General features: G+C 65.0%; 22 protein-coding genes. 11 read left to right on the top strand and 11 right to left on the bottom strand.

What is annotated here, in order from left to right; all coding sequences use genetic code 11:
- Nucleotides 1-155: 155 nt before the first annotated feature.
- Complete coding sequence (locus tag AC1MEM_RS23850; RefSeq protein WP_499474563.1) at nt 156-527, top strand: hypothetical protein; 372 nt, start codon at nt 156-158, stop codon at nt 525-527.
- Between the two features lie 207 nt (nt 528-734).
- Nucleotides 735-1,283, top strand: a complete 549-nt coding sequence (locus AC1MEM_RS23845; RefSeq protein WP_499474562.1) for a hypothetical protein — start codon at nt 735-737, stop codon at nt 1,281-1,283.
- A 411-nt stretch (nt 1,284-1,694) separates the two neighbouring features.
- Here the strand turns inward: AC1MEM_RS23845 and AC1MEM_RS23840 are convergent, their stop codons facing one another.
- From AC1MEM_RS23840 to AC1MEM_RS23830, 3 genes are read right to left on the bottom strand one after another with little or no spacing between them, the layout of a single operon-like run.
- Nucleotides 1,695-2,177 carry a glutathione peroxidase gene (locus tag AC1MEM_RS23840; protein ID WP_499474561.1) on the bottom strand — a complete coding sequence of 161 codons (483 nt, stop codon included), beginning with the start codon at nt 2,175-2,177 and terminating at the stop codon, nt 1,695-1,697.
- 33 nt (nt 2,178-2,210) lie between these two features.
- Nucleotides 2,211-3,347 carry a PilT/PilU family type 4a pilus ATPase gene (locus tag AC1MEM_RS23835; protein WP_499474560.1) on the bottom strand — a complete coding sequence of 379 codons (1,137 nt, stop codon included), beginning with the start codon at nt 3,345-3,347 and terminating at the stop codon, nt 2,211-2,213.
- Between the two features lie 18 nt (nt 3,348-3,365).
- Nucleotides 3,366-4,409, bottom strand: a complete 1,044-nt coding sequence (locus AC1MEM_RS23830; RefSeq protein ID WP_499474559.1) for a type IV pilus twitching motility protein PilT — start codon at nt 4,407-4,409, stop codon at nt 3,366-3,368.
- Nucleotides 4,410-4,498: 89 nt separating this feature from the next.
- On the opposite strand from AC1MEM_RS23830, the gene AC1MEM_RS23825 reads away from it, so the two are divergent.
- Together AC1MEM_RS23825 and proC are read left to right on the top strand one after the other, a co-directional pair.
- The gene (locus AC1MEM_RS23825; RefSeq protein ID WP_499474558.1) at nt 4,499-5,200 is read left to right on the top strand and encodes a YggS family pyridoxal phosphate-dependent enzyme; all 702 of its coding nucleotides are present in this window, start codon (nt 4,499-4,501) and stop codon (nt 5,198-5,200) included.
- Nucleotides 5,201-5,209: 9 nt separating this feature from the next.
- A complete protein-coding gene (gene proC / locus AC1MEM_RS23820) occupies nt 5,210-6,025 on the top strand; it encodes a pyrroline-5-carboxylate reductase (RefSeq protein ID WP_499474557.1) in 816 nt (271 codons plus the stop codon).
- Between the two features lie 196 nt (nt 6,026-6,221).
- On the opposite strand, the gene AC1MEM_RS23815 is transcribed toward proC, so the two are convergent.
- The 5 genes from AC1MEM_RS23815 to AC1MEM_RS23795 form a co-directional block, all read right to left on the bottom strand.
- Nucleotides 6,222-6,551: a YqjK family protein gene (locus AC1MEM_RS23815; protein WP_499474556.1), complete on the bottom strand. Its 330-nt coding sequence runs from the start codon at nt 6,549-6,551 to the stop codon at nt 6,222-6,224.
- Nucleotides 6,544-6,921, bottom strand: a complete 378-nt coding sequence (locus AC1MEM_RS23810; RefSeq protein ID WP_499474555.1) for a phage holin family protein — start codon at nt 6,919-6,921, stop codon at nt 6,544-6,546. The genes AC1MEM_RS23815 and AC1MEM_RS23810 overlap by 8 nt, the downstream gene beginning before the upstream one ends.
- 9 nt (nt 6,922-6,930) lie before the next feature.
- Complete coding sequence (locus AC1MEM_RS23805) at nt 6,931-7,245, bottom strand: ElaB/YgaM/YqjD family protein (protein ID WP_499474554.1); 315 nt, start codon at nt 7,243-7,245, stop codon at nt 6,931-6,933.
- A 71-nt stretch (nt 7,246-7,316) separates the two neighbouring features.
- Nucleotides 7,317-8,171, bottom strand: coding sequence for a 4-hydroxybenzoate octaprenyltransferase (gene ubiA, locus AC1MEM_RS23800; RefSeq protein ID WP_499474553.1), 855 nt, complete (start codon nt 8,169-8,171; stop codon nt 7,317-7,319).
- A 228-nt stretch (nt 8,172-8,399) separates the two neighbouring features.
- Nucleotides 8,400-9,341 carry a hydrogen peroxide-inducible genes activator gene (locus tag AC1MEM_RS23795; protein ID WP_499474552.1) on the bottom strand — a complete coding sequence of 314 codons (942 nt, stop codon included), beginning with the start codon at nt 9,339-9,341 and terminating at the stop codon, nt 8,400-8,402.
- 172 nt (nt 9,342-9,513) lie between these two features.
- On the opposite strand from AC1MEM_RS23795, the gene AC1MEM_RS23790 reads away from it, so the two are divergent.
- From AC1MEM_RS23790 to AC1MEM_RS23765, 6 genes are all read left to right on the top strand, one after another.
- Nucleotides 9,514-10,698, top strand: coding sequence for a PilT/PilU family type 4a pilus ATPase (locus tag AC1MEM_RS23790; protein WP_499474551.1), 1,185 nt, complete (start codon nt 9,514-9,516; stop codon nt 10,696-10,698).
- A 16-nt stretch (nt 10,699-10,714) separates the two neighbouring features.
- Nucleotides 10,715-11,191, top strand: a complete 477-nt coding sequence (locus tag AC1MEM_RS23785) for an adenylyltransferase/cytidyltransferase family protein (protein ID WP_499474550.1) — start codon at nt 10,715-10,717, stop codon at nt 11,189-11,191.
- Nucleotides 11,192-11,403: 212 nt separating this feature from the next.
- The gene (locus tag AC1MEM_RS23780; RefSeq protein ID WP_499474549.1) at nt 11,404-11,595 is read left to right on the top strand and encodes a hypothetical protein; all 192 of its coding nucleotides are present in this window, start codon (nt 11,404-11,406) and stop codon (nt 11,593-11,595) included.
- A gap of 359 nt (nt 11,596-11,954) precedes the next feature.
- Nucleotides 11,955-13,376, top strand: a complete 1,422-nt coding sequence (locus tag AC1MEM_RS23775) for an oxygenase MpaB family protein (RefSeq protein WP_499474548.1) — start codon at nt 11,955-11,957, stop codon at nt 13,374-13,376.
- Nucleotides 13,370-13,525, top strand: coding sequence for a hypothetical protein (locus AC1MEM_RS23770; protein ID WP_499474547.1), 156 nt, complete (start codon nt 13,370-13,372; stop codon nt 13,523-13,525). The genes AC1MEM_RS23775 and AC1MEM_RS23770 overlap by 7 nt, the downstream gene beginning before the upstream one ends.
- Nucleotides 13,522-14,445, top strand: a complete 924-nt coding sequence (locus tag AC1MEM_RS23765; protein ID WP_499474546.1) for a diguanylate cyclase — start codon at nt 13,522-13,524, stop codon at nt 14,443-14,445. The genes AC1MEM_RS23770 and AC1MEM_RS23765 overlap by 4 nt, the downstream gene beginning before the upstream one ends.
- 181 nt (nt 14,446-14,626) lie before the next feature.
- On the opposite strand, the gene AC1MEM_RS23760 is transcribed toward AC1MEM_RS23765, so the two are convergent.
- The 3 genes from AC1MEM_RS23760 to AC1MEM_RS23750 are packed head-to-tail and all read right to left on the bottom strand — an operon-like array spanning nt 14,627 to nt 16,731.
- The gene (locus tag AC1MEM_RS23760; RefSeq protein WP_499474545.1) at nt 14,627-15,442 is read right to left on the bottom strand and encodes an alpha/beta hydrolase; all 816 of its coding nucleotides are present in this window, start codon (nt 15,440-15,442) and stop codon (nt 14,627-14,629) included.
- A gap of 57 nt (nt 15,443-15,499) precedes the next feature.
- A complete protein-coding gene (trmL, locus tag AC1MEM_RS23755; protein WP_499474544.1) occupies nt 15,500-15,970 on the bottom strand; it encodes a tRNA (uridine(34)/cytosine(34)/5-carboxymethylaminomethyluridine(34)-2'-O)-methyltransferase TrmL in 471 nt (156 codons plus the stop codon).
- Nucleotides 15,971-15,984: 14 nt separating this feature from the next.
- Nucleotides 15,985-16,731: a ComF family protein gene (locus AC1MEM_RS23750; protein WP_499474543.1), complete on the bottom strand. Its 747-nt coding sequence runs from the start codon at nt 16,729-16,731 to the stop codon at nt 15,985-15,987.
- Nucleotides 16,732-16,844: 113 nt separating this feature from the next.
- Between AC1MEM_RS23750 and AC1MEM_RS23745 the strand changes: the two genes are divergently transcribed.
- A complete protein-coding gene (locus tag AC1MEM_RS23745) occupies nt 16,845-17,735 on the top strand; it encodes a methyltransferase domain-containing protein (RefSeq protein WP_499474542.1) in 891 nt (296 codons plus the stop codon).
- The last annotated feature ends 449 nt before the right edge of the window (nt 17,736-18,184 follow it).

The raw sequence follows: 18,184 nt of genomic DNA, 5'->3' as shown, positions 1-18,184 counted from the left end.
TAAGGTGGGGCATTGTGCGCTGGTGCCGAGTTGTAAGCAAATGCCAGCGATGTAAGGGATTGTTAAACCCGTCAACAGCACCCAGGGGTGCTTCGTTTAAGGCTCAGTGACATGTGAAACGTGCACTGACAAGACAACCCACTAGGAGCCGCACCATGAAGAAAATCATCGCCACCCTGATCGCCGGTCTGTTCGCAAGCGCCGCATTCGCCCAAACCACCACCCCTGTGACCACCACCACCGCGCCCGTTGCCACCAAGGCCGAAGTGAAGGCGGACACCAAGGAAGCGAAAGCTGACGTGAAGGCCGACACCAAGGAAGCCAAGGCGACCCTGAAGGCCGATACGAAGAAATCGAAGAAAGCGATCAAGGCCGACTCCAAGGCAGCCAAGGCGGCCGTGAAAGCCGATGCCAAGGATGCGAAGACCGCCGTCAAATCGGACGTGAAGCCGCCAGCCGAGGCGAGCACCCAGGTCCACGCGGGCACGCACGGCGCCGATGTCGCCGCCACCGCCAAGACCAAGTAAGCGCAAGTCATCCAATCGAGCCCGCGCCTTGCGCGGGCTTTTTTCGCCCGTGTCCTCTCCCGGCAACAAATCTTGCATCACCTGTAAGCAAATGCCAAGGATGTAAGCGATTGTTAAACCGGTCAACAGTCTTTCGACCTGTCGCGTTCTTAGCCCAGTGACATTGAAACTAACGTGCACTACACGACAACCACAAGGAGCCGCACCATGAAGAAAATCATCGCCACCCTGATCGCCGGTCTGTTCGCAAGCGCCGCCTTCGCACAAACCCCAGCTACGCCTGTTGCGAAGGTCCACGCAGCAAAAGCCGACACGAAAACGGCCGTGCTGGTGGACAACAAGGATGTCAAGGCAACCCTGAACGCCGGCGCCAAGGACAGCACGGCGACCGCGCAGGCCGACACCAAGACCGAAGCCAAGCCTGCCGCCAAGGCGACCACCACGAAGGCGAAGAAAACCGCCAAGGCCAAGTCGAAGCACAAGGTTGCGAAGCACACGGCGAAGACCGATGCTGCCGACACCCAGGGTTCGACCACCTCCCAGGGCTCGACGGGCGCCCAGGGCGATACCGGTAGCGCAGCAGGTTCGACCTCGACCTCGACTGCGACCGGCACTGCGGCCGATAGCGGCATGACGTCGACCACGACGACGACGGCCCCGGCCTCGACCCCGGTCAGCGCACCAGTCGATACCGGCACCGCACCGGCTTCGACCGGCACGCAAGCCATGCCTGCCGCGGCCCCGATCTCGAAATAAGCCCGGGCACGCAGTAAGGAAGCCCGCGCCTGCGCGGTAATACCGTTCAGTCAAGAAGGCCGCTTCGATGCATATCGGAGCGGCCTTTGTTGTCGATGGAGCGCCGCTCCTGGCGTCGGCGCGCGGGCATGCCCGCCCTACGTTGCGCAGCGGTCTCGACCAGGAACGAGGAGGGTGGTGCGCGGTGGTTGGCGCGCGGGCATGCCCGCCCGACGTTGCGCAGCGGTCTCGACCAGGAACGAGGACGGTGGCGCGTCGTGGCCGGCGCGCGGGCATGCCCGCCCTGGGTTTCGCAGCGGCCTCGACCAAAAGCGATGGCGGTGGCGTACCGTAGGGCGGGCATGCCCGCGCGTTATGCGTGCCCGCCTGCGCGGGCTTTTTATGTGCCAAAGGACGGGCGGCCATGCGGGCTCACGCCGCGAGCAGGGCCTCGATATCGCCGAGGATTTTGTCGGGCGCGGTGTTCGGCGCGTAGCGTTTGACCACGCGGCCGTCGCGCGCGACCAGGAACTTGGTGAAGTTCCATTTGATGGATTGCGTGCCCAGCACCCCGCGCGCTGCGCGCTTGAGGTGGCGGAACAGCGGGTGCGCATTGGCGCCGTTGACGTCGATCTTGGCGAACAGCGGGAAGCTGACCCCGTAGTTCTTTTCGCAAAAGGCGCCGATCTCCGCCGCGCTGCCTGGCTCCTGCTCACGGAACTGGTTGCAGGGAAACCCGAGCACTTCGACGCCGCGTTCGTGAAAGCGACGACAGATCTCTTCCAGTCCTTTGTACTGCGGCGTGAAGGCGCAGGCGCTGGCCGTGTTGACGATCAGGAGCACCTTGCCGCGGTAACGCGACAGGTCGATGGGGGTGCCGTCCAGTAGAGCGGCCTGGAAGTCGAAAACGTTCATGCCGGGATGATACGCCATCACCCCGCGCGCGGCTCAGACCAGTCCTAGGTGCTCGGTCCCCGCCGAGAAATCGCGGTCCTTCGAATTCTTGCTGTTCAATTTGATATTCAGGCGCAGGTCATTCACCGAATCGGCATTGCGCAGCGCGTCTTCATACGAAATCTTGTCCGCCTCGTACAGGTCGAACAGCGCCTGGTCGAAGGTCTGCATGCCCAGCTCGCGCGACTTCTTCATGATCTCCTTGATCTCGTGGACTTCTCCCTTGAAGATCAGGTCCGAGATCAGCGGCGAATTGAGCATGATTTCCATCGCCACTACGCGGCCCTTGTCTTCCTTCTTCGGGATCAGGCGCTGCGAGACCAGGCCGCGCAAATTCAGCGACAAATCCATCAACAGCTGCTGGCGGCGCTCCTCGGGGAAGAAGTTGATGATGCGGTCGAGCGCCTGGTTGGCGCTGTTGGCGTGCAGCGTGGCCAGGCACAGGTGGCCGGTTTCCGCGAAGGCGATCGCGTGTTCCATCGTCTCGCGGTCGCGGATTTCCCCGATCTGGATCACGTCCGGCGCCTGGCGCAGCGAGTTTTTCAGGGCCGCTTCGAAGCTGTCGGTGTCGACGCCCACTTCGCGCTGCGTGATCACGCAGTTGCGGTGCGGGTGGACGAATTCGACCGGATCCTCGATCGTGATGATGTGGCCGTAGCTGTTCTCGTTGCGGTAGCCGACCATCGCGGCCAGCGTCGTCGATTTGCCCGAACCGGTCGCGCCGACCATGATCACGAGACCCCGCTTGGACATGACGACGTCCTTCAGCACCACGGGCAAGGCCAGGTCTTCGAATTTCGGGATTTGCGTCGTGATCGTGCGCAGCACCATACCCACGCTGCTCATCTGGACGAAAGCCGACACACGGAAGCGGCCAAGGTCACCCGGGCTGATGGCGAAGTTCGCTTCCTTCGTCAGTTCGAAGCCGGCGGTCTGCTTGTCGTTCATGATCGACCGCGCCAGGTCGGCCGTGTGCGCGGCCGTCAATGGCTGGCTCGAGACCGGCGTCATCTTGCCGTCGATCTTGATCGCGGGCGGGAAGCCGGCGGTGATGAAAAGGTCCGAGCCGCCCTTGCTGACCATCAGGCGCAGCAGGTCGAACATGAATTTTGAGGCCTGGTCGCGTTCCATGATTGTCCTTGACCGAGCTTAACCCGGGAAGTTTTCGGGGATCTTTGCTGCCGAACGTGCTGCAGCGCTGGAGATCACGTTGCGGCGCACGAGGTCCGTCAGGTTCTGGTCCAGCGTCTGCATGCCGACATTGCTGCCGGTCTGGATCGACGAATACATCTGGGCGATCTTCGCTTCGCGGATCAGGTTGCGGATGGCCGGGGTGCCGAGCATGATCTCGTGCGCGGCGACGCGGCCCGAGCCATCCTTGGTTTTCAGCAGGGTCTGCGAAATCACGGCCTGCAGGGATTCGGACAGCATGGCGCGCACCATCTCTTTTTCTTCGGCCGGGAACACGTCGACGATACGGTCGATGGTTTTCGCGGCCGACGAGGTGTGCAGGGTGCCGAACACGAGGTGGCCGGTTTCGGCGGCTGACAAAGCGAGACGGATCGTCTCGAGGTCGCGCAACTCGCCGACGAGGATGGCGTCCGGGTCTTCGCGCAGCGCGGAACGCAGCGAATTACTGAACGAGAGCGTGTGCGGGCCGACTTCGCGCTGGTTGATCAGGCATTTCTTCGAGTCGTGCACGAATTCGATCGGGTCCTCGATGGTGAGGATGTGGCCGTATTCGGTTTCGTTCAGGTGGTTGATCATCGCCGCCAGCGTGGTCGATTTGCCGGAGCCGGTCGGGCCGGTGACCAGCACCAGGCCGCGCGGTTTCAAGGCCAGTTCGCCGAAGATCTTCGGTGCATTCAGCTCTTCGAGCGACAGGATCTTCGAGGGAATTGTACGCAGCACGGCGGCCGCGCCACGCTCCTGGTTGAAGGCGTTGACGCGGAAACGGGCGAGGCCGGGAATCGCGAACGAGAAGTCGCACTCGAGCATTTCTTCGTACTGCTTGCGCTGGCCGTCGTTCATGATGTCATAGATCATGGCGTGCACGTCCTTGTGCTCGAGCGGCGGCAGGTTAATACGGCGTACGTCGCCATGCACGCGGATCATCGGCGGCAGGCCGGCCGAGAGGTGCAGGTCGGAGGCTTTGTTCTTCACCGAGAAGGCGAGTAGTTCTGAGATGTCCATTTATAATCCTGTGCGGTGGAGCGCTCTGAGGGAGCAGCTTCGGCGTACGTCTTGAGTACCTGCGCGAAAATTTCCTATAGAAAACAATTATGTCCACAATCGCTGCCAACTTGCAAGCTGTCGAAGCGACAATCGCCGCCGCGACGCAGGCCGCCAAGCGGCCCCTGTCCAGCGTTAAATTGCTCGCCGTTTCGAAGACCTTCCCGATGGAAGCCGTGCTCGAAGCGGTCGCCGCCGGGCAGCGCGCCTTCGGTGAAAACTATCTGCAGGAAGGCATCGAAAAGATCGCCGCCGTGGCGCGCGCGCAACCGGATACGGCACTTGAATGGCATTTCATCGGCCCGATCCAGAGCAACAAGACGCGCCCGATCGCCACCAACTTCCATTGGGTCCACACGGTCGAGCGTTTGAAAATCGCGCAGCGCCTGTCCGAACAGCGTCCGCCCGAGCTGGGACCGCTGAACATCTGCCTGCAGGTGAACATCAGCGGCGAGGCGACCAAGAGCGGCGCCACTGCCGCCGAACTCCCGGAGCTGGCGCGCGCGGTGGCGGCGCTGCCGAACCTGAAGCTGCGCGGCCTGATGGCGATCCCCGAACCGCAAACCGACCCGGCCTTGCAGCGCGCGGCCTTCGCCACACTGCGCCAGCTGGCCGACGGCCTGCGCGCCGGCGGCCTGGACATCGACACGCTGTCGATGGGCATGTCGGGCGACATGGAATCGGCCATTCTCGAAGGCGCGACCATCGTGCGCGTCGGCAGCGCGATTTTCGGCTCACGCAACTATGATTAAAGGACATTTATGAAGATCGCTTTCATCGGCGGCGGGAACATGGCGACCGCCTTGATCGCCGGATTAGTGAAGAATGCCGGCGCGGGAACGCAGGTGCACGTGGTCGATCCGAATCCCGAAGCACGCGAGCGGCTCGCCGCACAGTATGGCGCGACGACGGCTGGCAGCATCGACGCGGCCGTGGCTTCGGCTGACGTGATCGTGCTGGCGGTGAAGCCGCAGCAGATGCGCGAAGTGGCTGGGGCGCTCATGCCCCATTTGACGGGCGCGCCGCTGGTGCTGTCGATCGCGGCCGGTATCCGCGGCGTGGACTTGTCGCGCTGGCTGGGCGGCTATGGCGCCATCGTGCGTGCAATGCCGAATACGCCGGCACTGATCGGCATGGGCGTCACCGGCCTGGTGGCGCTGGCCGGCGTCAGCGCAGAGCAGCGCAACGCCGCCGACGCCGTGCTGCGCGCGGTCGGCCAGACCGTGTGGCTCGATGACGAAGCGCTGATCGATCCGGTGACGGCGGTCTCCGGGAGCGGGCCGGCGTATGTGTTTTATTTTCTGGAAGCGATGGTGGCCGCGGCAGCCGAGATGGGGCTGAGCGCGCAGCAGGGCAGGGAGCTGGCACTGGCGACCTTTGCCGGCGCGACGCAGCTGGCGGCGCAATCAAGCGAAACGCTGGACGTATTACGCCAGCGCGTGACCTCGAAAGGCGGGACGACGCATGCGGCCATTACCAGCATGGAGGCGGCGGGCGTGAAGGTGGCGATTGTCGAGGCGATGCAGGCGGCGGCGGCGCGTGGGCGCGAGTTGGGGGATGAGTTGGGAGCAGGTTAAGGCGCGTTCGTGTGCGTGTCCACGATGGGGTTGTACCGCGTGGGCACGGGGCGCCCGCCCTACAAGAAGCGCAAGCCCGGCGTGTCGAAATATGAGGGCGTAACAGGTAGGGTGGGCGCCCCGCGCCCACGCGGTACGCGCATCAAGCCAGGCTAGCGGCCAACAAATCGTCGCCCGCCAGCCCGTCCGCAGTCGGTTACCCCAAATGCCCGCCAATCCGCGATCTTACAATCGGCAGCACCCGCTGCACGACCGGCATCATCTTCTGCGCAAGCTGCCACAGCGACGCACCCGCCGCCACGACACCGAACACCGGCTTCGGCCGCGCAATCATCACGCCCACCGCCACACCGGCACCAGCGAGCAAGGAAATGCGATGATCGCGCATGAACCCTGCCGCGCCATGGATGCGTTCAACCGGCGCCTTGAGCACATTGAGCTCGTCCGCCAAATCCCCACGCTGGCGCGCGCATTCGGCGATCAGATGCGCGCGCCTTATCGCCAGTGGTGTCTTCTCGCTATTCATGCACCGCTCCCGTGCCCTGGATGAAGGCAATGTCCTTGCCCAGCTCCGCGCGCGTCGCCGCCAGCATCGGGCCGCGCGCGGCAAAGCCGGCACGCACCTTCGCCAGAATCAGCAGCGCGGCCAGCGCAAACACGCCGGCCATGGCGCCGATCGCCAGCAGCCGGTGCTCATCCCAGAACAGCACGATGACGAACAGCGCGACCAGCATGAACGCAAAGGCGCCGAGGAAGGCGGCCAGCAGCGTCCAGGCGGCGTAGCCGAGCAGCGAGCGCGCTTCTTCCTGCGCCTCGACGGCGGCCAGCTCCAGGCGCGTGCGCGCCATGGAGACCCCGGTCGTGCCGATCCGCTTGAGCGTCTCTGTGAAGACCATCAACGCGCCTTAACGGCGGTTGATCAGCATGCCCAGCACGACGCCGGCAGCGGCGCCGATGCCGACCGCTTTCCACGGATTGTCCTTGACGTAGGTGTCCGTGGCCTTGGCGGCGGCTTTCGATTTTTCGATGACTTCCATGTTCGCCAGGCCGTCCTTGGCGCTGGTGATGGCGCTTTCGAACTTGGCTTTCGCGTTTTTCAGTTCTTCGCCGGTCAGCGAGCTGCCGTGGCGCAGCCAGGCTTCGGCGTCCTGGAGGACGGTTTTCAGGTCGGCCATCAGTTGATCGCGGGCGCCGGTCTGGGTCGGGATTTTTTCCATCATGGGGTGGTCCTCTTCATGTCAATGTGAATGCGGCCTTGTACACCGCAACAGGTCGTGCAATTCGGACAATATTATCCTAATGCATAGTCTAACGCGACACCGATGAAAAGTGCCGCACCCAACCAATTGTTGTGCCGGAAGGCGGCGAAGCAGCGCATGCGGTCGCGGTCGCGGATCAGGGTGTAGTGGTAGAGCGCCATCCCGGCCGCGACAACCACGCCGCCGACGAACCACCAGCGCAGGCCCAGCATCCAGCCGCACACCAGGTCGATCGCCAGCGCCACGCCGTAGCACAGCATCACGGCAAGCACGTCGAAGCGCCCGAAGGTGATGGCGGAAGTGCGGATGCCGATTTTGAGGTCGTCGTCGCGGTCGACCATCGCGTATTCGGTGTCGTAGGCCACGGCCCAGAACACGTTCGCCAGCAGCAGCCACCAGGCCAGGGCGGGCACGCTGCCCTGGACAGCGGCGAAGGCCATCGGGATGCCGAAGCCGAAGGCGATGCCGAGATAGGCCTGCGGGATCGCGAAGAAGCGTTTGAAATACGGATAGGAGCCGGCGACGATCAGGGCCAGTACCGACAGCTCTTTGGTCAGGGTATTGAGCGGCAGGATCAGCACGAAGGAGATAATGGCCAGTACGGCGGCGACCATCACTGCTTCCCAGCCCTTGATGCGGCCACTGGTGAGGGGCCGGTCGACGGTGCGCTTGACGTGCTTGTCGAAATCGCGGTCCGCGTAATCGTTGATGGCGCAGCCGGCCGAGCGCATCAGGGCGGTGCCGAGCACGAAGATCACGACGACGGTCGGATCGGGCTTGCCGCCGGATGCCATCCAGAGTGCCCAGAGGGTGGGCCAGAGCAGGAGGAGGATGCCGATCGGCTTGTCAGCGCGGACCAGGCGGAAATAGAGCGCCAGCTTGTTCATGATTCGCTTCTTGTCGCGCAAGAATTATTGTGTACAAGACAGGGATTTTACCGGATACGTAGGGTGGGCTCCGCCCACGCGGTGATACGCGCCGGCTCCGATGTCGTATTCGACGATCTTGAGGTCAGGTATCACTGGCTCCGATGTCGTATTCGACGATCTTGAGGTCAGGTATCACCGCGTGGGCGGAGCCCACCCTACGTCCCACCAGATGCGTTACCGGTATTTTTACGCGGCCTTGTCCAGCCCCAGCATATCCACCCCCGGCAAATCGCACTGCGCCACCGCATTGCACACCGCCTCGATCGCCGCCCGCCTCGTAAAACTCTTGCGCCAGACAATGACCACGCGCCGCGATGGCGCCGGCGCCGAGAAGGGCACGAAGGACAGCATCCCGTTCGGATCCTCCATGTCGCGCACCGAAGCGCGCGGCAGCACCGTCAGGCCAATCCCGCTGGCCACCATGTGCCGGATCGTCTCCAGCGACGAGCCTTCGAAGGTACGCTGCATGCCGTTCCCCGGCGACGAAAAGCGCGCCATTTCCGGGCACACTTCCAGCACCTGGTCCCGGAAGCAGTGGCCGCTGCCCAGCAGCAGCATCGTTTCCGCCTTCAGGTCGTCGGCCGGGATCTCGCGCCGGCGCGACCACGGATGGGTGCGCGGCGTGGCGACGACGAACGGTTCGTCGTACAGCGTCTGCATCAGCATGCCGTGGTCGGGCAGCGGCAGCGCCATGACGGCGGCGTCGAGCTCGCCCTGGCGCAGCAGTTCCAGCAGTTTGACCGTAAAATTTTCCTGCAACACGAGCGGCATCTGCGGCACGTTGTCGATCAGGTTTTTTACCAAAGGCGGCAGCAAATACGGGCCGATGGTGTAGATCACGCCCAGGCGCAGGGGGCCGGCCAGCGGGTCCTTGTTCTGCTTGGCCAGTTCCTTGATCGCCGCGGTCTGCTCGAGCACGCGCTCGGCCTGGGCCACGATCTGGGCCCCGACCGGCGTCACCGACACTTCCGAACCGCCGCGCTCGAACAGGGTAACGCCGAGCTCGTCTTCGAGCTTCTTGATGGCGACCGAGAGGGTGGGTTGCGCGACGAAACACGACTCGGCCGCGTGGCCGAAGTGTTTGGCGCGCGCAACGGCGACGATGTATTTCAGCTCGGTGAGTGTCATAGGAGTATGGTCAGACGCATTGCAGAGATGCAATAATAAACCTGCCATGGCCCGGCGTGGTCAGCCGGGGAAAGTATTTTAACGAGATAGTAGTCGATATAATGCACCGTGGGTGGGATCGATGGTCAATCTCGCCCGGCGACTGTTCGCGACGCTCAGAAAGGCACCCCGCATGTCCTCCACGTTCGGCCCTGCCGAAGCCCTGGCCTATATCCAGAAACTGCTCACCGTCATGTACCAGCAGGGCGGCTCGGACCTCTTCATTTCCGCCGATTTTCCGCCCAGCATGAAGCAGCAGGGCACGATGAAGCCGATGAGCCAGCAGCGCCTGACCGGCGAAGTCACGCGCGCGCTGGCGCTGTCGCTGATGAACGAGCGCCAGCGCGCCGAATTCGAAGCGCAAATGGAATGCAATTTCGCGATCTCGCTGCCGAACGTCTGCCGCTTCCGCGTGAACGTCTTCGTGCAGCAGCAAAGCGTGAGCATGGTGGTGCGGACCATCGCCTCGGAAATCCCGAATTTCGAAAAACTCGAACTGCCCGAAGTACTCAAGGACGTCGTCATGACCAAGCGCGGCCTGGTGCTGGTGGTCGGCGGTACCGGTTCCGGCAAGTCGACGACGCTGGCCGCGATGATCGACTACCGCAACAGCAACTCGGCCGGCCACATCATCACGGTCGAAGATCCGGTCGAATACGTCCACAAGAACAAGAACTGCCTGGTCACGCACAGGGAGGTCGGCGTCGACACCCTCTCCTGGCACAACGCCCTGAAGAACACGCTGCGCCAGGCGCCGGACGTGATCCTGATCGGAGAAATTCGCGACACCGAGACGATGGAACACGCGATCGCCTTTGCCGAGACGGGCCACCTGTGCCTCGGCACCCTGCACGCGAACAATGCGAACCAGACCATGGACCGCATCATCAACTTCTTCCCGGAAGAGCGCCGCAACCAGCTGTTGATGGATTTGTCCGCCAACCTGCGCGCGATCGTCTCGCAGCGCCTGGTGCGCACCGAGGACGGCAAAGGCCGGAAAGCCGCCATCGAGATTTTGTTGAACACGCCGACCATCGGCGAGATGATCCTGAAGGGGAACTTCCACAGCATCAAGGAGATCATGCACAAGTCGCGCGAACTGGGCATGTGCACCTTCGACCAGGCGCTGTACGAGCTCTATAACAAGGGCCATATCAGCTACGACGAGGCGATCCGCAATGCCGACTCGGCCAACGGCCTGCGCCTGCAGATCAAGCTGTCGGGCGAACGACGCGAGCTTGATGCGGGCGCCGGCACGGCCTCGCCGCTGTCGATGATGCTCGAAGAAGAACCGCAAGACCCTGCAAACCCAAGCTGAACGCACTTCACACCTTATGCCGAATTTTGAATCGAAGATCTGCTCGCGCGCCGAGCTCAAGGCGCGCGTCGCCGCCCTGCCAAAACCCGTCGTGCTGACCAACGGCGTGTTCGACATCCTGCACCGCGGCCACGTCACTTACCTGGCGCAGGCGCGCGAACTGGGCGCCTCGCTGGTCGTCGCGGCGAACACCGACGCCTCGGTGAAACGCCTCGGCAAAGGCGATGACCGCCCCCTGAACACGCTGGCCGACCGCATGGCCGTGCTGGCGGCACTGGAGTCGGTCAGCCTGGTGGTGGAATTCGACGAGGACACGGCGCTGGAGACCGTGCTCGAAGCGCGTCCCGACATCTACGCCAAGGGTGGCGACTACGAGATGAGCGCGATTCCCGAAGGGCAGGCGGTGCTGGCCTATGGCGGCCAGGCGATCGCCATCGATTTCGAACACGACCGCTCGACCACGAAGCTGCTGACGAAAGTGCGCGCCGGCTGAACGGAAACGCAGTTCGGTAGGGTGGACGGCTCTGCCGTCCACGCGTTACGACAGCCGCCCAGGAGCCGTCCCATGCAAAAGACCCTGAGCGTCATCCTCCTGCTGGCCATCGCCGCCTACGCCGCCGCCTGTCTTGCCCTGTTCCTCCTGCAGCGCTCCTTCATCTATTTCCCTCCAGCGCAGGCCGCAGTCCGAGCCCCCACATCTCGACCATGCCGGTCCCGGGCGCGCCGACCCTGGTCCTCGCGGCGGCGCACGACGAAGTGATCCCCGCCTGGAGCACGGCGCGCCTGCTGTCGCGTTTCGGACACGGGGTGGCGACGCACAAGGTGCTCAGGGGCGCCGGCCATAATTCGATTTCCGATGGCGCCGCGTATCCCGCGGCGCTGGAATGGGCCAGGTAGGCCTGCCAACCGCGCCGGCCCGGACGGATATGCCATGCGCATGGTGGCGGCGCCGTTTCGTCCTTCGTTGCAAATTTAGATGCTGAACAGTTGTTGCCCGCCCACGGTATAGCCTCAAGGCACTGTTTCCTAATTGCACTAACTGATAGACTGATCTAACTCAAGCCCAACAAAAAAATGTGTTGATTTAACTCAAACACACAATGGGCAGACGCCCTTTGAAAGCGGCGTCAGCGTCTATATCAGGAAATCAGGGGAATGCATGTCCAACCGTCGGGTTCGTCCGAATCGCAGGCTGCCGGCGCCCGCCGCCGCAGCGGCAGCGCCGCGCATCGGCTCCCGTTTGTGACGAGGCCGGCATGAGCGCAGACATGATCGAACCGGCCGCCGGCGACCCGCGCCTGCGCGCCGACCCGCTGGCCGACGACACCATCGACCGCATCTTCGGCGACTGGACCGGCGGCACGCCGCCGCTCTCGCGCTGGGAAGCGATCGCGGTACTCGAACGCGCGCTGGCGAGTTGGGAGACCAATGGCACGCTCGCCACCTGGCAAGCCGACGCCGCCACGCCGGCACCGATTGCCGCGGCGCTGGAAGACTACGTCCGGCAAGCGCGCGCCTTGCCGGCCTGGCTGGACGCCGGGAAGATCGGTTGCGCCGAAGCGGTATTCGCCGGCGCCGGCATGCTGTCGTTCACGCTGCTGGCCTGCGCCGGCCTGCCCGAAGCCGCTATCGCCGTCGACCCGCTCGCAGAACAGTTGGAAGACCGGGTGCGCTCGGCGGCGGCGCTGCAGTGTGCGGCGCTGCTGCCCGGCGGCCTGCTTGAGCCCGGCGGCGCCGGCGTGGCCGAGGTACTCAGGCTGCGCCTGACAAATGCGCTGCTGCGCCACCTGGTCGTGCGCGGCAATCCGGCCGAGGCGCTCGCGCACGGCGCCGCGATTCCCGCGCTGCTGCCCGAAGGCCCGGAGCGCTACCGGACGCTGTTCGCGCGCGGCTGGGACGTGCGCGCCAACGGCCTGCCGCGCAACCAGGAAGAGCTGGCCAGTGCGCTGCTGAGTTCTCATTACGTGTTCCTGCGCAGCCTGCGCCGCCTCGGCCTGCGCCTGCGTAAAGAGGAGGAGGGCGCCTGGCTGCACGCCTGGAACGTGGTGGGCCACCTGCTCGGCATCGAGCAGGCGCTGCTGCCCGCGACGATGAAGGAGGCTGCGGCGCTGTTCGCGCACCTGCAGCACAAGGCCCATGCCGCCGCCGGCGCCAGGTATGCGGGGGGCGGCCCCAGGAACGGCCGCAAGAACGGGGCAGCGGCCGGAAGAGCCGCCGACCCGCATCCCGCGCTGGCCGTGGCCATGATGCGTGCGATGGCCGAGGAGATCGGGTCGCGCGCCCGGAAACGGTTCCCCGTGCTGCTGGCGCGGCGCCTGTGCGGCCGCGACACCAGCGTCGCCCTGGGGCTGGACGACCAGGTGTCCTTGTTCGCGCGTGCGGCGTTCGCGTTCGGGATGGCTGCGGCGCGCACCGCCGATACGCTGGCGCGGCTGCTGTATCCCCGGCTCTCGATCGCAGGCCTGGGGGCGCGCATCCTTGGCCGGCGCCTGGCGCTGCGCTTCGTGGCCGACGCGGTCCGGCCCCCCGCCTTGTCCGAGGCGCTGCTGCGCCAGGTCGATGCCGCCCTGCGCGACTGGGACGCCAACCCGGCGGCGCCCGGCTGGGTGAACGCCATCGAACGCCGCTTCAGGCGGCAGCGCACCCGGCACAGCGGCCGCGAGGCGGCCGCGTGCTGACAGCGGCGTCCTCCCGGCAGTGCGCGGCGCGCGCCCCGTATTTGCTGGCGCTGCTGCCGGTATTGCCCTTGGGCGCCTCGGCTTCCGGCCCGCTGGTGTTGGCCGGGCTGGCGGGCCTGCCCGGCCTGAACCTGGAGGAAACCGCATGACGCCCGTCGAAGCGCAGAAAGTGCTGGTCGCCGACGACGACCCGATCAACCGCGACGTCCTGTGCGAGCTGCTGCAGCCCGAGTACACGGTGCTGCTGGCGAAGAACGGCGTCCAGGCCCTGGAGCGTGCGGCGCGCCACGTGCCGGACCTGATCCTGCTCGACGTGATGATGCCGGACCTGAGCGGCTTCGAGGTGCTGCGCCGCCTGCGCGCGACGCACCAGCTCGAACACGTCTCGGTGATCTTCATTTCGGGCCTGGACCGCCCGGAAGACGAGGCGGCCGGCCTCAGGATGGGCGCCTCCGACTACATCGCCAAACCCTTCAATGCGACGGTGGTACTGGCGCGCGTGGCGCTGCACCTGCAGCTGGTGCGCCAGCGGCGCCTGTTGGAACATCTGGCCCACGTCGACGGCCTGACCGAACTGGCCAACCGGCGCCGCTTCGACGACGTCTACGACCTCGAATGGCAGCGCGCGCGCCGCAGCGGCAAGCCGCTGTCGCTGGCCCTGCTCGATATCGACTCTTTTAAACAGTTCAACGATTTATATGGCCACCCGGCGGGCGACCGGGCATTGCATGCCGTGGCGCGCCTGGCCGGCGCCCACATGCGCCGTCCGGCCGACCTGGCCGCGCGCTACGGCGGCGAAGAACTCGTGCTCCTGATGCCGGAAACCGATGCCGCCCAGGCGCTGCAGATCGCGCACATCCTGCGCGAAGCGGTGGCGCAGCTGATGATCGCGCACGCCGGTTCGGCGGCGGCATCGTGCATCACGGTGAGCATCGGCGGCGCCAGCCTCGATCCGGCGCATCCGGAAAGCTCGGCGGCGCTGTTCGAGGCGGCGGACGTGCAGCTGTACCGGGCGAAGCAGGGCGGGCGCAATCGGGTGATGTGGCGGATGGAGAGAGCGCTGGCGTGAATCGCCGGTCAGCATGGACGCTGCGATTCCCGTACGGGGTCATTGAGGGCAGTGCCCTCAATGACGGTTTCACCGGGCATGCCCACGCGGAACATGGCCTCATGTTGGCCGTATTTGGACCGGCGGCGTCACCGCGATCAAACGGTAACGCGATTCAAACGTCCGCGTGGGCATGCCCACCCTACGTGAATACCGTCCGGAAAGCGCGCAACGCGGCGGGATGGTAGATCGTGCGGTGCGTTTCATCGGGAAAGGCGGCGAGCTCGAAGCGCAGTCCGGGCGTGGCGGCGCTGTCGAATACCTGTTTGAGCCTGCCCGCCAGCTTGGGCATGCCCGGCTCGCCGCTGGCGGCGACGTACAGCGTTTTGCCGGCATGGCGCCGCGTGCGCAGCTGCGCCGCGCCCGTTTTCAACAGGCTTTCATGATTCCACCACACGCTCGGATCGACGGCGATACAGGTGTCGAACATCTCGGGCGCGACAAAGAAAGTTTCCATGATAAAGAGGCCCGCCAGCGATTCTCCGATGATGGCGGTTTCACCCGTCGTCCGGTAACGCGCCTTGATCGCCGGCATCAACTCATCGCGGAGGAAGCTGCGAAAGGCCTGGGCGCCGCCGATGACCGGGGCGATTTTGCGGTCTTCCGGGTCCTCGCTGGGACCGGTCATGTCGCGGCGGCGTTGCGTGTTTTCGATACCGACGAGCATGAAGGGGCGCATCGTGCCGCTGGCGATCGAGATTTGCAGCAAGCCCGCGATGTGCAGGAAATCCTCTTCCAGGCCGCCGTCGGGCATGTACAGCACGGGCAGCGGGCCGGCGTCCCTGGCGGGCGCATTGTAGACATTGATGCGCCGGTTTTCGCCGAGCACGGTCGATGGCAGCGTGAAGGTTTCGCCGATGGCCAGCGGGCCAGCTGCCGCCTGGGCGCCGGCGCGTCCGCAAGCGGCGAGGGCTGCCAGCGCCGCCGCGGCCTGTAATACGGATCGTCTGTTGCTCACTGCCGCTCCTCTGCTGTATGGATTGCGGAACAGTGTGCCTGCGCGCGGCGCGCGGGGTCAAGCCCCGCCGGCGTACCCATTCTGGCGCCAGGCCTCGTACACCACCACCGCCACCGTGTTCGACAAATTCAGGCTGCGGTTGTCGGGCATCATCGGCAGGCGGATGCGCTGGTTGGTGGGGAAGCTGTTGCGCAGCGCCGGGTCGAGGCCGCGCGATTCAGGACCAAAGACGAAGAAGTCGCCTGGCTTGAAGGCGGCGTCGGCAAACGGGGCCGAACCGTGGGTGGTCAGCGCGAACATGCGCGCAGGATCGGGCTGCGCGTCCGCCAGGAAAGCTTCCCAGTTCTTGTGCACCTTCATCGTCGCGTAGTCGTGGTAGTCGAGGCCGGCGCGGCGCATTTTTGCGTCGTCGAGCGGAAAGCCGAGCGGCTCGATCAGGTGCAGTTGCACGCCGGTGTTGGCGCACAGGCGGATGACGTTGCCCGTGTTGGGCGGGATTTCGGGTTCGACTAAAACGACGTGAAACAATTCTTGCTCCCTATTTAATGTGGTGGCGTGCGCGCGAACACCAGGTTCGACACGCGCGCCGCGCCGGCTGCCTTCAGGGCGGCGGCCAGTTCGTTCAGTGTGTGGCCGCTGGTCATGACGTCGTCGACGACGCCGATGTGGCGACCTTGTATCTGCTCGGCCATGTCTGGGGCGATGGCGAAGGCGCCGCGGATGTTATTCGCCCGTTCGCGCGGCCTTACGCCCGACTGCGCTACCGTCTCGACGGCGCGCGTCGCCAGGCGCGGCTGCAACGTCACGCCGAGCGCGGCAGCCAGGGGCCGGGCAATCTCGAGCGCCTGGTTGAAACCGCGCTCCCGCAAGCGGCGCGGTCCCAGCGGTACCGGGCACAGCAAATCCGGCAGCGGCCAGCCGGGCCGGGCCAGCGCGGCCTCGACCAGCAGGTTCGCGCACCAGGGCGCCAGCGGCAGCCGGGCGCCGAATTTCAGGCCGAGTACCAGGCCGTCGAGCGGGGCCGCGTAATCGACGGCCACGACCGTGGCATCATAAGCCGGCTCGTCGGCAAGGCAGGCGCCGCAGGCTTGCCCGGAGGGCTCGCCGGATGCGAGCGGGTTGGCGCAGCAGCGGCAGCGCGGCCCGCCGGGCATGGCGTAGCGCAGCGTGCAGGGTGCGCACACGGCCCCAGGCGCCCGTTCCCCGCACAGTGCGCAGGAACCGGGCAGCAGCGAACTGGCCAGGACGTGCGCCAGGGCACGCGGCCAGCGCATGTAAAAAGGATGCATACGCGGATGCATACGCTCGCCCATCGGCTCGACCCTCCGCAAACCTGTACACTCCCGCCATTATCTCATTTGAACGCAACAGAACCATGGCTTCTCCTTCGTCCCCATCGAAAATGAGCGCACCGATTGACCAGTCGCGTGTGCGTGCGCTGTTCGCGGAACCCCAGCGCGTGGCCGCGGCCGATTTCCTGCGCCGCGAGATCGCGGCACGCATGCACGAGCGGCTGAGTCTTGTAAAAATCGTGCCGCAGCGCGTGCTCGACGCCGGCTGCGGCACCGGGCCGGACCTCGGCACCCTGCAAAAAACCTATCCGGCGGCCCAGATCGTCGGCATGGACGCCTCGAGCGCCATGCTGGCCGAAGCCAAAACGCCGGCGCCGGCCATGCGCTCGCTGAACCAGATGCTCAGCCGCCTGATGCCGGCCAAAGCCGGCGTCGATCTTCTTTGCGGCGATTTCGGGTCGCTGCCATTCGGCCCGAACTCGATCGACCTGGTGTGGTCGAACCTGGCGTTGCACTGGCATCCCCAGCCCGACCGCGTGTTCGCCGAATGGCGCCGCGTGCTGCGCGTCGACGGCTTGCTGATGTTCTCGAATTTCGGGCCAGACACCTTCAAGGAGCTGCGCGCCGCGTTTGCCGCGCTCGACGAAACGCCGCATACACTGCCGTTCGTGGACATGCACGACTTCGGTGACCAGCTGGTCGAAGCGGGCTTTTCGACGCCGGTGATGGATGCCGAGCGCATCACGGTCACGTATGGCACGGTCGAGGCGCTGCTGGCGGACGTGCGGGCGATTGGCGGCAATCCGCTGGCGACGCGCCGGCGCGGGCTGATCGGGCGTGCGGCCTGGCAGCGCATGGTCGACGCGCTCGAGGCGCAGCGCGGGGCGGACGGCAAGATCCCGCTGAGTTTCGAGGTGATTTATGGACACGCGTTCCGGCCGGTGCCGAAGACGACGGCGGCGGGGGAGGCGATTGTGCAGTTCCGGCCGCGCAAGCAGTAAGCAGCGCGGCGTACGCACGGATCAGCGATCGTGACCCTGATGGCGGCGTACCGCGTGGGCACGGGATGCCCACCCTACGAGGAGCTGGCATTAATAACGAACGCGTTAGCACGATCCGCCCCCACCGGCAAGGCCCCTAGGGCAACGATCGATGCCATAACGCACGAAATAACCCAGCCATGACAAGGATTTTCCTTGAATAAAAATTAGCGATTTGAGTATAATCAATAACTATTTTTTCGCCCTGTGCCCCGTTATACGTTGCAAAACATGGCGTCAAGGTGGAAGAATTAGAAAATTGAAAAAAGCAACATCGCAAGTTTCGCGCCCGTCAGTGTGTTTTGCAGTTGCTGGTGGACGCGTTGGTTCAAGCCGTTATGCGTCCACACGCCATGCCGCCCGGAACCAGCTTGCACCTGGTTTCGGAGCGGCGGCGGTTCGTTCATGGA

The sequence above is a fragment of the Telluria sp. AIW5 genome (assembly GCF_056680575.1).
The sequence above is the reverse complement of the archived record's forward strand: the minus strand, read 5'-3'. Positions and strand labels throughout refer to the sequence as shown.

Bases quoted from the DNA above. Each gene is read 5' to 3' on its own strand.
- proC (WP_499474557.1), top strand. From the start codon at position 5,210: ATGAAGATCGCTTTCATCGGCGGCGGGAACATGGCGACCGCCTTGATC.
- AC1MEM_RS23765 (WP_499474546.1), top strand. From the start codon at position 13,522: ATGACGCCCGTCGAAGCGCAGAAAGTGCTGGTCGCCGACGACGACCCG.
- AC1MEM_RS23745 (WP_499474542.1), top strand. From the start codon at position 16,845: ATGAGCGCACCGATTGACCAGTCGCGTGTGCGTGCGCTGTTCGCGGAA.
- AC1MEM_RS23785 (WP_499474550.1), top strand. From the start codon at position 10,715: ATGCCGAATTTTGAATCGAAGATCTGCTCGCGCGCCGAGCTCAAGGCG.
- AC1MEM_RS23790 (WP_499474551.1), top strand. From the start codon at position 9,514: ATGTCCTCCACGTTCGGCCCTGCCGAAGCCCTGGCCTATATCCAGAAA.
- AC1MEM_RS23830 (WP_499474559.1), bottom strand. From the start codon at position 4,409: ATGGACATCTCAGAACTACTCGCCTTCTCGGTGAAGAACAAAGCCTCC.
- AC1MEM_RS23810 (WP_499474555.1), bottom strand. From the start codon at position 6,921: ATGGTCTTCACAGAGACGCTCAAGCGGATCGGCACGACCGGGGTCTCC.
- ubiA (WP_499474553.1), bottom strand. From the start codon at position 8,171: ATGAACAAGCTGGCGCTCTATTTCCGCCTGGTCCGCGCTGACAAGCCG.
- AC1MEM_RS23775 (WP_499474548.1), top strand. From the start codon at position 11,955: ATGAGCGCAGACATGATCGAACCGGCCGCCGGCGACCCGCGCCTGCGC.
- AC1MEM_RS23750 (WP_499474543.1), bottom strand. From the start codon at position 16,731: ATGCATCCTTTTTACATGCGCTGGCCGCGTGCCCTGGCGCACGTCCTG.
- AC1MEM_RS23845 (WP_499474562.1), top strand. From the start codon at position 735: ATGAAGAAAATCATCGCCACCCTGATCGCCGGTCTGTTCGCAAGCGCC.
- AC1MEM_RS23840 (WP_499474561.1), bottom strand. From the start codon at position 2,177: ATGAACGTTTTCGACTTCCAGGCCGCTCTACTGGACGGCACCCCCATC.
- AC1MEM_RS23780 (WP_499474549.1), top strand. From the start codon at position 11,404: ATGCCGGTCCCGGGCGCGCCGACCCTGGTCCTCGCGGCGGCGCACGAC.
- AC1MEM_RS23815 (WP_499474556.1), bottom strand. From the start codon at position 6,551: ATGAATAGCGAGAAGACACCACTGGCGATAAGGCGCGCGCATCTGATC.
- AC1MEM_RS23805 (WP_499474554.1), bottom strand. From the start codon at position 7,245: ATGATGGAAAAAATCCCGACCCAGACCGGCGCCCGCGATCAACTGATG.
- AC1MEM_RS23835 (WP_499474560.1), bottom strand. From the start codon at position 3,347: ATGGAACGCGACCAGGCCTCAAAATTCATGTTCGACCTGCTGCGCCTG.
- AC1MEM_RS23850 (WP_499474563.1), top strand. From the start codon at position 156: ATGAAGAAAATCATCGCCACCCTGATCGCCGGTCTGTTCGCAAGCGCC.
- AC1MEM_RS23795 (WP_499474552.1), bottom strand. From the start codon at position 9,341: ATGACACTCACCGAGCTGAAATACATCGTCGCCGTTGCGCGCGCCAAA.
- AC1MEM_RS23825 (WP_499474558.1), top strand. From the start codon at position 4,499: ATGTCCACAATCGCTGCCAACTTGCAAGCTGTCGAAGCGACAATCGCC.